The organism is Pseudomonas sp. RL_15y_Pfl2_60 (assembly GCF_963970595.1).
GTDB lineage: Bacteria > Pseudomonadota > Gammaproteobacteria > Pseudomonadales > Pseudomonadaceae > Aquipseudomonas.
This window is the reverse complement of record NZ_CAXAOE010000001.1, coordinates 18214-34380: the sequence shown is the minus strand read 5'-3', so window position 1 is coordinate 34380 and position 16167 is coordinate 18214. Positions and strand designations below refer to the sequence as shown.

The window sequence follows — 16167 nt, the reverse complement described above, 5'->3', positions numbered from 1 at the left end:
AGTCCTGTAGCGGGCGCCCGAATCCATTCGGGCGCCTTGGGTTTTGCCTACTGCTCGGGTTGTACTACACGGATGCTTGCGCAGTGGCCGCGCATCAACAGGTAATGAAACACTGCACCGAGCAGGGCGCCGAACAGCCATGAGTAGCCATTGAAGATTTGCAGGCTCGGTACCCAGACTGTGGCAATGGAGAAGATGGAGGCAACCCCAAACGCCACCATCGCCTTGCGATTCCAGCCGCCATCGTAGTAATAGCTCGCACCTTCCTCTGCGCTGAATAGATCCTGCAGATTGAGCTTTTGTTTACGAATCAGGTAATAGTCGGCAACCAGAATGCCATAGAGCGGGGCAAGCACCGCGCCCAGGGTATCAACGAAGCCGGCAATACCGACCTGGCTGATAAACGAGACCCACAAGGCGCCAATAAAAAACGCAATAGCGGCAGTAATAAAGCCTCCGGTGCGGGCGCTGATGCGGTCGGGGGCCAGGTTGGCGATGTCGTAGGCCGGTGGAATGAAGTTGGCGACCAGGTTGATGCCAACCGTGGCGGCAAAGAAGGTAATGGCGGCGATGATCGTCAGCGTCAGGTTATCGACGCGGGCGATGATATCCGTGGGATTGGTCAGGGTTTCACCAAAGACCACAACGGTCCCGGCTGTAATCACCAGCGCAATCATCGAGAAAATAGCCAGGCTCACCGGCAAGCCAAGGAAGTTGCCGAGGGTCATTTGCTTTTCAGTTTTAACGAAGCGGGCGAAGTCACCGTAGTTGATAACCACGGCGGCAAAATAAGCCACCATGGTGCCGACCACTGCGGCGAAGGCGGCAACAGGCCCGGCTTTGTACTCACCCGTACCACGGAAAATAGTGCTCAGTTCGCTTAGCAGCGATGGACCGGCCTTGTACCAGATCATGATCATCAGGGCGATCATGACCGCATAGACCAGTGGACCGGCCCAGTTGAGAAATTTGGTGATCCAGTCGATACCGCGGATAAACAGTGCAACCTGGAAGATGCATACAATCACATATGACAGCCAACCCAATGCTGTCATGCCCAGAAAGGTGCTTTCTGTGCCGGTGGCAAACAATGAATTGAGCAGCAGCGCCACGGCGGTTGAGGCGAAGTAGGTTTGTACCCCGTACCAGAAAATCGCGACTATACCGCGCACCACCGCAGGGAAATTCGCGCCACGAACGCCCATGCTGGCGCGCGCCATGACCGGAAAGGGGATGCCGTACTTGACACTGGGTTTGCCCGTGAGCTGCACCAGCAACATCACGATAAAACCGGCAAGAACGATGCCTGACAGTACGGCCCAACCGCTCAGGCCATATGAAATAAACAAGGTTGCCGCAAGGGTATAGCCAAAAAGGCTCTGGATGTCGTTGGACCAGACATTGAAGATCTCGAAGCTACCCCATGTCCGCTTGTGACGTTCCAGGGGAGCCAGATCCTCGTTGTAGAGGCTGGGTTCGATGTGTTTTATTTTTAGATTTTCATCGGGCATTAGAACGTCCTTTATGCTTCGGTCGATAACCTTAGGTGTGTGGCCTGTATGAGCATTAATTGTGCCGCTTTATCCGTTAACGTATGGGTGAAAGCCTATCGTTGTACACATGAATGGATACTAGAGGCAACAAAACATGAAAAATTACGTACAAAATTTATATTTTTTGCACACTAATCAGGTGTCGGTCCGTTGATTTTTTATAGGTCAGGGATTGTGGCTTGCAGCACAGATGCTGTGCGCCGGCCAAAAAAAACGCCCCAATTGGGGCGTTTTTCAATGACGATTGTTAATGGAATGGGAAGATGTAATTGAGCCAGGATGACATGCGCAGCAGTATTTTGCGCATGACTGCGAGATCCTCGAGATGCGTGCTGTAAACGGCTGCCTGCGCATAAGCACCGCCCGGCATGCGGTCGCGATACTGGTCAAACTTGGGATCGGTAATCTCAATGAATACCGGAACCCGGCCGGGTGGCGGTGCGTTGGAATAACGGATCATATCGCCGCTTGGGCGGACCTGGCCTTCGCCAATCACCTTGTAGATTGCGCTGACCTTGCCGGAAAAGACTTGTCCCGGAATGCCATCAAAGGCGATTTCGGCGTCATCACCGACTTCCAATCGCAACTGGCTGTTTTGGCGCATCCAGGCGGTGTAGTAACGCTGTTCGTCCGGGATAAAGATCATCGACGGCGATATTGGAAAGCGTGCAGCGCGTACGCCGGGGCGTAGCGATACCTGGGTGACAAAACCGTCAGCAGGCGCACGAACCGTAGTGTGGTCGAGGTTGTACTGGGCGCCGACAATTTGCGCGTTGAGGTCTTCCACACTGGCCCTGGCCAAATCGAGATTACGGCGGTTGCCTACATTGCGCTTAACGAGCTCAGCCGCGCGATTCAGGTCGGCCCTGGCGGAAACCAGTTGGGCCTTCAGCGAGTTAAGCCGGGCTTCGAAGGGCGTTGAGTCGATGCGGAACAGTACATCGCCTTTTTTCAGCGGCTGATTAGGTTTTACCGGTACCTCGGCAACTATGCCGCTAACCGCCGGGTTTATCGGGGTAGAGACAAAGTAAGAGCGCGTGGCTTCGGAGTAGGGATGGTTGTAGTTCATGGCAAAGATCAGCGTGCCAAGCAGCAATATACCGCCCAGTACGGCAGTTGGAACCGTCCACTTATTGAGCGGAATCTTGAATACCTTGAAAATGGCGATGCAGATTGCGGTATAGGTCAGGACCATTAATGTTTCCATGATCAGCGCTCCTCGCTCTGATGAGTAGCAGGGGGCTGTTCAGGGGCTGACACTGGCGTTGCGGCTGTTTCAAGTGCGCTCAAGCGCTGCTGCAAATCCGCAACCTGGGCTTCAAGGTGTTCGACATGGTTTTTCGGTGACTGGCCATCCGATAGGCCCCAGCCACGATCCTCGCGATAGAGCATGGCCCAGATCCACAAGAATGGCCAAAGTGCATGCAAGGTAAACAGGCTGACCCAACCCGTGGCATGAATGGCATCTTGATGAGGATGGTTGCGACTGACCGCAATCTCGTAGGGGATATCGTGCAGCGCGATAATGCCGTAGAACAGCACCACACCTACAAATAGAATCAGGCCCAAGGCGACATAATCAAGCATTTTGCGTCCCTGTAATGAGTGTTATTAGGTTGTGCTCTGAGCAGTCCAACCCCCTGGCCTAGCCTTGAGGTCGTTAATGCCTGCAATAGCTAGAGCGGCCTGGAAGTGAAAGTTGCTCAAAAAAGCAGGGTTGCTGCCAAGCGCTTTATTATGCCATTAAGCAAGATCAAAAATGGACCGGGCTTGGCCCTGTAATTTCGTCTTGCCCATAAAAAAGGCAATTACGCCGTCGCGTAATTGCCTTTTGATCGAACACTGAGCTTTAGAAGTAGTACTTCACCAGGGCCTGAACGGCTGTCTGGTCGAAACCATCGGCTGAGCCATCGACCGGCTTAACCCCGTACTTGTTATGCCACATGTTCAGTTCAGTACCGACGTAGAGTTTGCGCTCCTGGTTGAACAGTGCCTTGCCAGCATCCCACTTGATTTGAATCGATGAGCCAACCGAGGTTTGGGTTCCTGCCTCGTCGGATGGCGCGCGCCAGTCAACGTAGCCGTCGATCAAGAAGCTTTGGTCACCAAGGGCGAAAGGGTAAGCGCCTGCAACCGTCAGCTGGGTGGTGTAGCCATTGCTGTTGCTGTCTGCAAAGAACACCTGCTTGTTGATCTTCACCTGATACAGGTTGGTCTGGAAGAAGGCAAAACCCGGTACATCCCAATCAAAGCCTAAACCGTACAGGTAGTTTTCAGTGCCAGGGCCACCTTCGCCTTTTTCGTAGGTAAAGGCTGCTTTTACGTCTTTAAGCGGGCCAGCGGATAGGTCTTGGCCGGTCAACCAACTCAGGCTGACACGCGGTGAAAACTCCATGTAGTAGAAGGTGTTGTGCTCTTTTTGTTCGAAGGTGTTGTTACTGAAGCTGCCGCGTGACTGGGTGTTGTCGGCATTGATGTAGTCGAGAAAATAGAAGACATCGCCCCAGACCCAGCCGCTGGCATGTTCGAAGGTAAACGTACTCTGCGAGCGTTGTTCTTCCGCGTTGTAGTTCATGCGCTGGAAGTTACTGCCATTGAGGTAGCTGAGGCTATTGCTTTGCCACAGCAGCAGGTCATCAGCGAGTGCGTTTTGACCGGCGATCAAGCCGGCTGTTAGGGCTAGGCCGTGAGGCAGGTGCTTCAGGTTCATCAAGTTTTCCTTATTGTTTTTGGACTTAATAACGCATTGCTACCTGCGCCGTGCCGCAGCCCTTAGCAGGATATGTTTGTGACTATTGGCTCAGCGCCGACCTGGTGAAGACAGTGATCTCCCATGGCCCGCTGGGCGGTCCCAGGCACACGTCTGGCAGCGTTGTGTATGGCTGTAGTCGTGGGCCTGCCAATAGTTCCATGGGGTATCCATGGTTCCCCGGCGACCGAAAAAGCTGTCTGTTCGGTCAAGATGTAAGGACTATAACAATATGTTCACAAACTGAAAAACAATTTATTTAATTATTGTGCACAAGAAATGAACCGCTGGTCACGCCAGTTGAAACGACGGGGAATTTCGACTTTGGAGCAGAGGACAGGCGTATTTTGGGGTAGAGCTGGGCAGGCCGCCCAGCTCTGAAGGCAGGCTAGTGAGCTGTAGCCTGGCGCTTGCCTGAAGCGCGCTGCGTGCCGCCGAGTACATTGAACAGGATGTTGAGCGATACAGCACTGAGGGTGGCCATGGCTATTCCGCTGTGAGTGATCGAGTCCATCCATTGTGGCAGCTGCGCAAATATTTCGGGGCGCACCACTGGAGCCAGGCCCATGCCGATGCTGACTGCGACCAGCAGTTGATTGCGCCGATCCGCGATATCCGCTTCCTGAAGAATCTTGATGCCGGTGGCGGCGACCATGCCAAACATCGCAAGGCCGGCGCCGCCGAGAACGGCCGGTGGAATCGAGGCAACCAGATAGGCCGCTTTGGGGAGCAGGCTGAGTATCAGCAGTATCAATCCGGCGGAAGCGGTGACAAAGCGGCTGCGAACGCCCGTCATTTGCACAAGGCCTATATTCTGCGCGAATGAGGAGTGGGTGAAGGTGTTGAAGAACCCGGCAATGAATGAGGCGCCAGAATCACACAGCAAGCCGCGCCGCAGCAGTTTTGGGGTGATTTCTACATCGGTGATCTTGCCCAGGGCGATGAACATCCCGGTTGATTCAACAAAGATAATCACCACAACCAGGCACATCGACAGGATTGGCGCCAATTGAAACTCTGGCATGCCAAAGTGCAGCGGCGTAACCACTTGAAACCACGGGCTTTGCTCCAGTCCGCCAAGGTCAACCATGCCTAAGCAGCCGGAGATGATGTAGCCCAGGAGCATGCCGATCAGTACCGACACGTTCACCCAGAAACCGCTCATGAAACGGTTGATCAGCAGGATGCAAAGTAAAACCAGGCCTGCAACTGCAAGGTATTCGAGACTGCCAAATTGTGACGCTGCATTGCCTCCGCCAGCCCAGTTTACCGCGACAGGGAATAGCGACAGACCAATTGAGGTGATCACCGTGCCCGTTACCAACGCAGGAAAAAAATTGACGATGCGCGACATAAAGGGGGCAATCAGCATGCCAAAGAAACCCGCTGCGATCGTGGCGCCAAATATGCCCGTGAGGCCAATACCGGGCGTCCCCGCCATGGCGACCATGCTGCCAACAGCTGCAAAACTGGCGCCCATCATCACCGGCATACGAATACCTGCAGGCCCTATACCCAGTGACTGGACCAAGGTTGCGATGCCAGCAACAAGCAGGTCTGCATTGATCAGAAAAGCAATTTGCTCACGGGGTAAACCGACCGCCTCGCCAATGATCAATGGCACGGCAACCGCGCCACCGTACATCAACAACACGTGTTGTAGGCTCACCAGTATCATTTGCAGCAAGGGCAGGCGTTGATCGACTGCCGCAACAGCTGGCAGTGGTGACTTCGACTGGGACATGCAAACACCTCAGGCACTTTTATTTTTGTAAGTCGCTGATCAGTCATGCGCGTCGAGCGATGGCTGTTAAGTTTTATGCAAGCAAGGTGGGCGCTGAAAGCACAGGCCCTGAATACAAAAATGCCGCACCCTTGAAGGTGCGGCATTGGCGTTGATTAGTTGATCTGGGCGCCGCTGGCGATCCATTTACCAATCAGGTCACGCTCTTGCTGGGTCATCTGTGTGATGTTGCCCAGTGGCATGGTTTGGGTGGCGACCGCTTGTGCCTGGATACGTGCAGCCATTTGCTGGATCTGGGCCGGTGTATCAAACATCACACCTGCCGGCGCTGCGCTGAACATCGGGCTGCTCGGCTTGGCTGAGTGGCAAACGGTGCAACGGGTCTGGATGACACTATCGACCTGTTCGAAACTATCGCTCCCGCTGGCTCCAGTTGTATCAGCACTGGCCTGAGCGGGTTCGCCAGCGGCCTGTTCGGGCTGGTTGCGTGCATTTTTATCAGCGCCTGGGCCGGGCTTGGCAGTGCCTGGCAGCGGTGCGTATTTGATCGCGGCATGGTTGCTGGCAACAGTGCTGCTCGGCTGCGAAGCCGGACCTGTTACATAGGCCAGGCAGACCATCGCCAATGCGCCGGCGGGCAGTGCCCAGGCGAACTTGTTGCTGTTGTGACGAGTGTTGAAGTAATGACGAATCAATACTGCGGCGATCGCAATGCCCGCCAGGATCAGCCAGTTGTAGCTGCTGCCGTAGGTGCTCGGGAAGTGGTTGCTGATCATGATGAACAGCACTGGCAAGGTGAAGTAGTTGTTGTGGCGCGAACGCAACAGGCCTTTTGCAGGCAATGCAGGGTCTGGCGTGCTGCCTTCTTCAATGGCTTTCACCAGCGCACGCTGCGCCGGCATGATGGTACGGAACACGTTGCCGACCATGATGGTGCCGATAATCGCGCCGACATGGATATAGGCGCCACGGCCGCTGAACACCTGGCTCAGGCCGAATGCCGCGCCAACCAGCAGGATAAACAGCACCAGGCCGAGCAGGGCCGGCTGTTTGCCTAGGGCTGAGTCACACAGGATGTCGTAGATGAACCAGCCGGCAACCAGTGAGCCGATACCAATAGCAATGGCTGCAGCAGGCGTTAGGTCGCTGCCAGGGGCGATCAGGTACAGCGATGGGTTGAGGTAGTAAACGATCATCAACAAGGTAACGCCGGACATCCAGGTCCAGTAGGCTTCCCACTTAAACCAATGCAGGTTATCCGGCATTTTTGGTGGCGCCAGCTTGTATTTTTCCAGGTGATAAATGCCACCACCGTGAATCGCCCACAAGTCGCCTGCGAGGCCGTCTTTGGGGTTTACGCGATTCAGGTTGTTTTCCAGCCAGACGAAATAGAAAGACGCGCCAATCCAGGCGATACCAACGATCATGTGAACCCAACGCACGCTCAGGTTCAGCCATTCAATCAAATGTGCTTCCACAGTCTTTACCTCTTTCCCAGTGCCCTGTAGCGGGTCCCCTGGGCTTCTCTTATTGGTGGGGGTCGAGGAGCAGTTGGGCATCCTCAGTAAAGAAGTACTCATCACAGTTGTTACCAGAACCACTGCGATCAACCACCAGGAAGTCATCCCGCTTTTCGATCGTAAGCACCGGATGGTGCCAAACGCCGCGATGGTAATTAATGCCCTGTTTTCCGTTACTGCGGAAAGCACGGACAAGCTCTGATTCAGGTGCATCGCCAACTGGCGCGACCACGATCAGAAAGGGGTTGCCGAGCAGCGGTATAAACGCTTGGCTGCCCTGCGGATGGCGCTCCAACATGCACACGGTCAACGGCATTTGTAGCGCTTCAGCGCTGAAAATACTGATGATCGCCTTATCCTCTGGCTGTGCGGTCTCGACTGTGGCCAGTTTGTGATAGCGGCGAGTTGAACCGTTATTGATCATGAAATACTCACTGCCTTCAGTCTCGATGACATCGCCAAAGGGGGCGAATGCTTCTTTGCTTAAAGGCTCGATGATCAGTTTACGCATGACGGTCATTCTCTTGTCTGGGAGCCGCTGTACAGCTTGCTGCAGCGATTCCTCGATAATTATTCTTAGAGCGGGCAGGGCTGTGCGGCCCTGCCGGTCAAACTATGATGTTGCGCGAGCTTACTTGCTCACTTTGCCGAACAGGCGCAGACGGCTGATGCCACCGTCGGGGAACACGTTCACGCGCACGTGGGTCAGGGTGCCCAACGCCTTGATCTGCTCTTTGAACTCGTGTTCAGCGTGCATTTCCAGTTTTTGGCTTGGCAGCAGTTCGCGCCAGAACAGGCTCTGGGTTTCGATCTGGCTGTCGGTGCCGCCTTTAACGAAGGCGCCCTGGATCGAGCAGCTATCCGGGTAGTTGCCTTTGAAGTGCAGGGTGTCGACGACAATGCGCTCGATCTCGCCTGGCGCGCCCAACGCAACGATAACCCAGTCGTTACCCGGCGTACGGCGACGCGCGGTTTCCCAGCCATCGCCCATATTGATGCCACGGCCCGGGTTGAGGATGTTGCTCATGCGGCCAAAGTGTTCATCGGAGCAAGCCAGTGCGCGACCGCCATTCAGTGCGGCTGCCAGGTCCACTTCTTCGTTGTCGCCGACAGCGCTCCAGTCGCGGAACGGAATACCGTGTACACGCAGGCGAGCAACACCGCCGTCCGGGTAGATGTTGAAGCGCAGGTGGGTGAACGCCTGCGCGTTGTTGATTTCGTGGTAGTGGTGGCTATTGCCTTGCAACTCGACGGCGCCAAGGACTTCGGTCCACTCGGTGTTCTCGGTCGGGTCACCTTCGGCTACAAAGCAGGCTTCAAGCGAAGCGGAAGGTGGGAAGTTGCCAGTGAAGAAGCTGGTGTCGATATCAACACCCTTGATCGAGCCCGGAACGCCCAGGCGGATCACTGCACTGTCGTAGCCTTCAAAGCGCTTGCGACGTGATTCCCAGCCATCCATCCACTTGCCGTTATCATCGAAAACACCCTCCTTCCATACAGCCGGGGTCGGTTGGAACAGGCGGTTTACATCGGCGAACCAGTCATCGGTTACCGAGATAGCCTTGGTTCCCAAGCGGGCGTCGGCGAGGTTGACGTATTTTTCGAAGGGTACGGCGTAAGCTTTCATGGATGTCTGCCTTGTATGAGGGCGTAGGAGAATAATCACGTTGCTGCTTGCAGAGTTCTCCGGTCGGAGCTAGAGCTGCTGCAAGCGGAACAGCGCGATCTTGTTGATTTCAGCCAGAGCACGGGCAAATTCCTGTTCCGGGGAGTTATTCAATCGCTCCTCGAAGGCTGCCAGGATCTGGTGACGGTTACTGCCTTTTACCGCCATGATGAAGATGAAGCCGAACTTGGCCTTGTAGGCGTCATTCAACTCGGTAAAGCGGGCAAATTCTTCGGCGGTACAATCTTGAATGCCCGCTCCAGCCTGCTCAGAAGTAGAGGAGGCGGTTAGCTCGCCCTGAACCGCAGCTTTACCAGCAAGGTCCGGGTGAGCATTGATCAGTGCCAACTGAGTATCGCGGCTGGCACTGAGCAAAATGTCGGCCATGCGCTGCTGCAAGGCGTCAATGTCATCCAGCGTCTCATCGGCGCCGAGGTCATAGGCTTTTTCGGCAACCCAAGGTGAGTGCTCATAAATATCAGCGAAGGCACTGACGAACGCTTCGCGGCTTAGCTGTGAAGGGGTCAGGGTCTGAAAGCGGCTCATTAAGCGTGCTCCTGCTTGAATGGATGAGTGGCATGCCAGTGGCGCGCTATGTCTACGCGGCGGGTGATCCAGACTTTATCGTGGCTCTTAACGTACTCAATAAAGCGTGCCAGTGCTGCCAAGCGTGCTGGGCGCCCCAATAAGCGGCAATGCATGCCGATCGAGAGCATTTTAGGTGCGCCTTCCAGGCCTTCGGCATAGAGCACATCGAATGCATCTTTAAGGTATTCGAAGAAGTCGTCGCCCTTGTTGAAGCCCTGCACCTGGGTGAAGCGCATGTCATTGGTGTCGAGCGTGTACGGGATGACCAAGTGCGGCTTTTGCTCGGTGCTGGCTGGGTCCCAGTACGGTAGGTCATCGTCGTAAGTGTCGGAGTCATAGAGGAAGTTACCTTCTTCCATGACGATTCGACGGGTATTGGGGCCCGTGCGGCCGGTGTACCAGCCATAGGGGCGCTCGCCAGTGATCTCGGTGAGGATGCGGATGGCTTCGAGCATGTGCTCGCGCTCTTGCGCCTCATCCATATATTGATAGTCGATCCAGCGGTAGCCGTGGCTGCAGATCTCGTGGCCTGCGGCAGCCATGGCCTTGATCACATCGGGATGACGCTCGGCGGCCATCGCCACAGCAAAGATGGTCAGTGGGATGTCGTGCTTCTGGAACAGCTTGAGCAAGCGCCATACACCGGCACGGCTGCCGTACTCATATAGCGACTCCATGCTCATGTTGCGCTCGCCTTGCAGCGGTTGAGCCGAAACCATCTCCGATAGAAAAGCTTCAGATTCCTTGTCGCCATGCAGAATGTTGCGTTCGCCACCTTCCTCGTAATTGAGGACAAAGGACAGAGCGATACGTGCATCATTCGGCCACTGCGGATGCGGTGGGTTATTGGCGTAACCGATCAGGTCGCGTGGGTATTCAGCGCTCACTGCAGTCTTCCTTCTTAATGTGTTGCGACCGCTGCATGCAGATATCAGGAATGCGGTCGGGTTGTGCAATTGTATACAAAGTGTATCGCATTTTGTAAATCTAAAATTTCACTATTTTTGCTCGATACGCCAAAGCAAGAAACTTGCCTGATTGGTCAAGTCGTGCTGCTGAAAGGTTATTCTTTTGGGCGAAAAGCTGTTTTTGGAAAAATATTGCACTGGGCGTTGGGTCAGGCTAAAACTCAAAATATTGTGTACAATTTTCGATAAAAGTGTCGCAAATAAATTTTTACATGCTATTCTCAGCTCATCCCAAGGCGTTCACGCCTTGCTCTACAGCCGATAATCATCAGAAAGGAGGTGCGGTTTTTACCTGTAATCCCTAAGGAAGCAGTGTGGAAACCCTAGCCAAATGGGAAGACTGACAACTCACGTACTCGATGCTGCACATGGCTGCCCTGGTAGTGACCTGAAAGTTGAATTGTTTCGTGTTGAGGGGGCTCACTTGGAGTTGCTGACGACCGTGCAAACCAATAGTGATGGCCGCTGTGATGCACCGGTTCTGCAAGGCGATGATTACCGCACCGGCGTTTATCAGCTGCATTTCCATGCTGGCGACTATTACCGTGCCCGGGGCGTCAAACTGGCCAACCAGGCTTTTCTTGATGTCGTTGTTCTACGTTTCGGTGTCGATGCTGAGCAAGAGCACTATCACGTCCCTCTGCTAATTTCGCCTTACAGCTATTCGACCTATCGCGGCAGCTAACTCCCGATTTATTGGTCATGATTTACCCGAATGCTTGTCACCCTCAGACTCAATAGAAGAGTCCTTGCCCGTACCACACTGCGGGCTTTTTTTTGCCTGAAATCCAGCGCTTCTATTGATCACCGGCGAGCTAGCTCAGCATAGACTCAGGTCAATGAGTTTTGTGGGCGGATGCTTTATACTGCGTGCCTGACTTACAAGAGGTATTGGTCCAATGCGCCATTGATGCCGCCGTCTGTTTGACGGCCAACTTCCAGCCCGGCTAGGCATAGCGGGGGAGTTCTTGGCATCTATAAATGGGGGCGCATATGACGCATACCTATCTCACGCTCGACAGCGTTTCTTACACCTTGCCCGATGGGCGAGCCATTTTCAGTAATCTCAGTCTGCAGTTCGACCAACGCAAAACTGCCTTGGTTGGCCGCAACGGCGTGGGTAAAAGCCTGCTGGGCAAGATTATTGCCGGGCAGCTTGCTGCGACTTCAGGTCGATGTGTTCGATCGGGGCGAGTGTTTTATCTGGCGCAGCAAATATCTGCTTCCAAACATGCTTGTGTAGCCGAGTTGGCGGGTGTTAAAGGCATTATCGATGCGCTGCAACGTATTACGGCAGGCAGTGTTGATCCCCGCGACTTTGATGCCGTGGGTGAGCATTGGAACATAAAGCAGCAACTTGAAACCGAGCTTAGCGCCCATGGCTTGGCGCATATTGCAATAGACCGGCCAGTTGCCAGCTTGAGTGGTGGGGAAGCCATGCGTGTTGCTCTGGTTGGTGCTTATTTGGCTGAAGCCGAATTTTTAGTGCTCGATGAGCCGAGTAATCACCTCGACTGCAACGTTCGACAGTTATTGATAGAGCAGTTGCGGGCCTGGCCTCGGGGCTTGCTGGTAATCAGTCATGACCGCGAATTGTTGGCCAGTATGGAGCGGGTGGTTGAGTTGTCCTCACTAGGCTTGCGCAGCTATGGCGGAGGTTTGGCTTTCTATCAGCAATGCAAGGCGCAAGAGCAGGAGCAAGCGCAAGCCTACCTGGCCCAATGCAAGCACCAGCGCAAACACGAACTGCAAAAGCAGCTCTCTGTTCAGGAACAAGCCCAGCGCCAGAATGCCCGTGCGAGCAAGCAGGCGGGGAGTGCCAATCAGGCGAAGATTCTCTTGGGGCGTGCCAAGCAGCGCAGCGAGGTCAGCAATGGCAAACAGCTTAAACTGCAAGGCATACAGCGCGAGCAGTTGTCACAGCGAGTCAAACAGGCGGCGCAACAGGTTGAGCAATCAGTCGAGATCAGTATGCAGGCGCCTGGCGTGGGGCAGGGGCATCACGGGCGATTGGTCGAGTTGGATTGCTTGGAGTTGCCCTTTGTCGGACCTGCTGCGCGCACACTGAGCCTGCTGCTAAATAATACCCAGCGGGTGGCGATTACCGGACCCAATGGCTCCGGTAAGTCAACCTTGCTCAAGGTTTTGGCCGGTCTGCAACAGCCCTTGGCCGGGATATGCAAAGTAAGCGGTGCTTTTGCCTATCTGGATCAACAGTTGCTTGGCATTAGTCCTGAAAAATCGGCGCTTGAGCAGTTGCGAGCGGTCAATACCGGGCTCAATCAAAGTGGGTTACGCACGCGTTTGGCTCAACTAGGCCTCGATGCAGATGCGGTGACGCAGCCTAGCGGGCGCCTAAGTGGAGGCGAGCGCCTGAAGCTTGCCTTGGCGTGTGCGCTCTACGCGGATGTTCCTGCACAGCTATTGTTGCTTGATGAGCCGAGTAATCACCTTGATCTGGTCTCGCTGCAAGCCCTTGAGCAAACCCTTTGCGAGTATCGCGGCGCATTAATGGTGGTGTCGCACGATGAGGTGTTTCTTCAACAACTGCGATTAACCAATCGCTTGGCCGTAACCTCTGCAGGTTGGACGCTAGAGCCTTGGTAACGGGGCGGGTGAGCGCTCAAGCCTGATGGCCGGGCTCTGGTAGAGCCCGGCTGCAGCAGGGCTAGCGACTGAGTAGCGAAGCCGTTCCGGCCGCGCCAAACAGAGCTGCGCTGATGCGATTGAACCAGACCTGGCCTTTGCCTGAGCGCAGATAGCGAGCTGCGCCTTGGGCGCTAAGGCCGTAGAACAGTTTGCACGCCAGATCGAGGACTGCCCAGGTGGCAATCATCACCAGTAGTTGCTGGGCCAGTGAGTGATCGGTAGAGAGAAACTGCGGTAGAAAGGCTGCGAAGAACAGAATGTCTTTCGGGTTGCTCGCGCCCAAGCCAAAGGCTTTCCAAAACATGCTGTTGAAGCTGGGGTTGACGGGCTGCTCATCGGCAGTGACCGGTTTGGCTGCTTGGCGCGAGGCTTGCCAGCTTTGCCAGGCGAGATAGAACAGATACAGCGCACCTATGAGTTTCAGCGCGGAGAACAGTCGCTCGGACGCCAGCAGTAGAGCGCCGAGTCCCAGGGCTGAAGCGCTGAGCAGACAGATAGAGGCTGACACACCGCCGATAAATGCCGGTATTGAGCGACGCAGGCCATAGTTCAGGCTGTTGCTGACCATCAACAGTGACAGGGGGCCGGGGATCAGGATCACAACCAGGGCCGCGCTGCTGAACAATAGCCAGGTTTCCAGACTCATGTTACTTACTCCAGATGTTGAAAAACCCCGGCGCATCAGCGTCGGGGTTTAGAGCCTAACTCTCGCCAAGCGCAAACAGCTTTGCAGGCTTGACGATCCTGCAGCGAAGCGGCTTAGAGGAAGGCAAACTTAGCGATAAAGATAATACAGAGCACGTACAAAGACACAGATACTTTGCTACGTTGCCCGGTCAGTATTTTCAGGGTCGCGTAGGTCAGAAAACCCAGTGCAATACCGTTGGCGATTGAGAAGGTCAGCGGCATCATCACAACTGTGACAATGGCCGGGATGGTGTCTGTCAGGTCTTCCCAGTCGATGTGGGCCATGCCGCTCATCATCAACATTGCCACGTAGATCAGTGCGCCTGCGGTGGCATAAGCTGGGATCATCCCCGCCAGCGGCGCGAAGAACATCGCGCAGAGAAACAGTATGCCAACTGCGACAGCTGTCAGACCGGTACGGCCACCAGCGGCGACACCGGAAGCGCTTTCAACGTAGCTGGTCACTGGCGGGCAGCCAACCATTGCGCCAATAACGCTTGAAGTACTGTCTGCCTTGAGGGCTTTGGACAAGTTCTGGATCTGACCGTTTTCATCCACCAGTTTGGCGCGGTGGGCAACGCCCATCAGCGTGCCGGCGGTGTCGAACATGTTGACGAACAGGAAGGCCAAGATGACGCTGACCATCGAGATATTGAATGCGCCCTTGATGTCCATCGCCAGGAAAGTCGGGGCCAGGCTCGGTGGCATTGACACTATGCCGCCAAACTCGACCAGGCCCATCCCCCAGCCAATTGCGGTGACCGTCAACATGCTGAGCAAGATAGCGCCAAATACGTTGCGGTGGCTAAGCACGGCGATCATCAGGAAGCACACGGCAGCCAGCAAGGCTGTTGGTTCGCCGAATGATCCCATGGTGATTAAAGTGGCTGGGCTGTCGACGACAATGCCGGCAGTTTTAAGGCCAATCAAACCGAGGAATAAACCGACCCCTGCGCCCATGGCAAAGCGCAGGCTCATGGGAATGCTATTGAGTAGCCACTCACGGATACGTGAAAGGCTCATGATCATAAATAGCACGCCGGAAATAAACACCGCGCCTAACGCGGTCTCCCAGCTGTATCCCATCTCGCCGACAACGGTGTAGGTGAAGAACGCATTGAGGCCCATGCCGGGTGCCAAGCCGACTGGCCAGTTAGCGTAAAGCCCCATAAGAAAGCAGCCAAGCGCCGCGCCAATGCAGGTCGCAACGAAGGCAGCGCCATGATCGACCCCCGCATTAGCCATGATGTTGGGGTTGACGAAAATGATGTAGGCCATGGTGACAAAGGTTGTCAGGCCAGCAAGCAACTCGGTTCTGACAGTGGTGCGGTGCTCGGTCAGCTTGAAAAAACGATCAAGTAATCCGTTTTTACCAAGCCCAGCGGTTGGCTGAGCAATTTGTTCTGATTTTACGCTTTCCACGCGGGTACTCCTCATCTCTCTTGTTGTGTGCCACCCAGAGCTGGCGCTAAGCGCACGTTAACTCTCTGAGGCAGGTGGCAGGTTGAGTGTGCTTGCTGGCTAAGTTGTTGACCGAGCGGTCAGGAAGTCACACACCGCGATTATGCTGTTGTATACAAAAAATGCAAATACTGTTTTTACTTGCTAAGCAGGCTATCAATCTTTGCGCTCGGCTATAGGAATAGGGTTGATGTTAATGGGTGTCTATAAAAGTCTTGAAAAACAGCAAGATGAATAACCAACTGAGGATGTGTCGAACAGCTGTAACTTTAGTAATTGGACTATTAAAAGAGGGAAATTTATTGACTTTTTAGTCAGTAAATAAGCGCTAGGTATCATCGGTCTGAGAGGGACAAGCCAATCGATTGATTTAACGCTGAGCAAGAACCCTGAATCGACCTGTTAGCGACCGATTGTATCTATGCAAAAAATGCGGGAATTGGCTGGATTGTGTACAATGAAAGCGTTTTTTTTGTGTTTATCTGTGCGCGCTGCTTGTCAGTAAGCAGGGATTACGCAATAAAGAGCAAAGCAACAGTGATGATCCTGGGGGTAACGCCTGTGTTGCCTGCAATTGCAGAC

The 16167-nt window shown here is 54.5% G+C and carries 14 protein-coding genes; 2 read left to right on the top strand and 12 right to left on the bottom strand.

Annotation, left to right across the window (positions count from 1 at the left end; genetic code table 11):
- Positions 1-47 precede the first annotated feature (47 nt).
- The 10 genes from AACY26_RS00160 to puuE all read right to left on the bottom strand — a co-directional run bounded on the left by AACY26_RS00160 (position 48) and on the right by puuE (position 10707).
- On the bottom strand, positions 48-1511 hold the full coding sequence (locus AACY26_RS00160; RefSeq protein WP_339509753.1) for an NCS1 family nucleobase:cation symporter-1: 1464 nt from the start codon (positions 1509-1511) through the stop codon (positions 48-50).
- 289 nt (positions 1512-1800) lie between these two features.
- Complete coding sequence (locus AACY26_RS00155; RefSeq protein WP_339509751.1) at positions 1801-2760, bottom strand: HlyD family secretion protein; 960 nt, start codon at positions 2758-2760, stop codon at positions 1801-1803.
- 2 nt (positions 2761-2762) lie between these two features.
- On the bottom strand, positions 2763-3140 hold the full coding sequence (locus AACY26_RS00150; protein ID WP_339509749.1) for a DUF3302 domain-containing protein: 378 nt from the start codon (positions 3138-3140) through the stop codon (positions 2763-2765).
- Positions 3141-3402: 262 nt separating this feature from the next.
- The gene (locus AACY26_RS00145) at positions 3403-4263 is read right to left on the bottom strand and encodes an outer membrane protein OmpK (RefSeq protein WP_339509747.1); all 861 of its coding nucleotides are present in this window, start codon (positions 4261-4263) and stop codon (positions 3403-3405) included.
- Positions 4264-4690: 427 nt separating this feature from the next.
- Positions 4691-6046, bottom strand: coding sequence for a nucleobase:cation symporter-2 family protein (locus AACY26_RS00140; protein WP_339509745.1), 1356 nt, complete (start codon positions 6044-6046; stop codon positions 4691-4693).
- 155 nt (positions 6047-6201) lie between these two features.
- Entirely contained in the window at positions 6202-7524 is a 1323-nt protein-coding gene (locus AACY26_RS00135; protein ID WP_339509743.1) for a urate hydroxylase PuuD, read from the bottom strand.
- A gap of 49 nt (positions 7525-7573) precedes the next feature.
- Positions 7574-8077 carry an ureidoglycolate lyase gene (locus AACY26_RS00130; protein WP_339509741.1) on the bottom strand — a complete coding sequence of 168 codons (504 nt, stop codon included), beginning with the start codon at positions 8075-8077 and terminating at the stop codon, positions 7574-7576.
- 120 nt (positions 8078-8197) lie between these two features.
- A complete protein-coding gene (alc, locus tag AACY26_RS00125) occupies positions 8198-9193 on the bottom strand; it encodes an allantoicase (protein WP_339509739.1) in 996 nt (331 codons plus the stop codon).
- Positions 9194-9262: 69 nt separating this feature from the next.
- Positions 9263-9778 (bottom strand): 2-oxo-4-hydroxy-4-carboxy-5-ureidoimidazoline decarboxylase, encoded by a 516-nt coding sequence (gene uraD, locus AACY26_RS00120; RefSeq protein ID WP_339509737.1) that lies wholly within the window; start codon positions 9776-9778, stop codon positions 9263-9265.
- Complete coding sequence (puuE, locus tag AACY26_RS00115) at positions 9778-10707, bottom strand: allantoinase PuuE (protein WP_339509735.1); 930 nt, start codon at positions 10705-10707, stop codon at positions 9778-9780. The genes uraD and puuE overlap by 1 nt, the downstream gene beginning before the upstream one ends.
- A 412-nt stretch (positions 10708-11119) precedes the next feature.
- Between puuE and uraH the strand changes: the two genes are divergently transcribed.
- Complete coding sequence (uraH, locus tag AACY26_RS00110) at positions 11120-11473, top strand: hydroxyisourate hydrolase (RefSeq protein ID WP_339509733.1); 354 nt, start codon at positions 11120-11122, stop codon at positions 11471-11473.
- A gap of 308 nt (positions 11474-11781) precedes the next feature.
- Positions 11782-13395 (top strand): ABC-F family ATP-binding cassette domain-containing protein, encoded by a 1614-nt coding sequence (locus AACY26_RS00105; protein WP_339509731.1) that lies wholly within the window; start codon positions 11782-11784, stop codon positions 13393-13395.
- Positions 13396-13456: 61 nt separating this feature from the next.
- Here AACY26_RS00105 and AACY26_RS00100 read toward each other — a convergent pair whose 3' ends face one another.
- On the bottom strand, positions 13457-14083 hold the full coding sequence (locus AACY26_RS00100; RefSeq protein WP_339509729.1) for a LysE family translocator: 627 nt from the start codon (positions 14081-14083) through the stop codon (positions 13457-13459).
- 113 nt (positions 14084-14196) lie between these two features.
- Positions 14197-15546 carry an NCS2 family permease gene (locus tag AACY26_RS00095; RefSeq protein WP_339509727.1) on the bottom strand — a complete coding sequence of 450 codons (1350 nt, stop codon included), beginning with the start codon at positions 15544-15546 and terminating at the stop codon, positions 14197-14199.
- Positions 15547-16167: the final 621 nt, after the last annotated feature.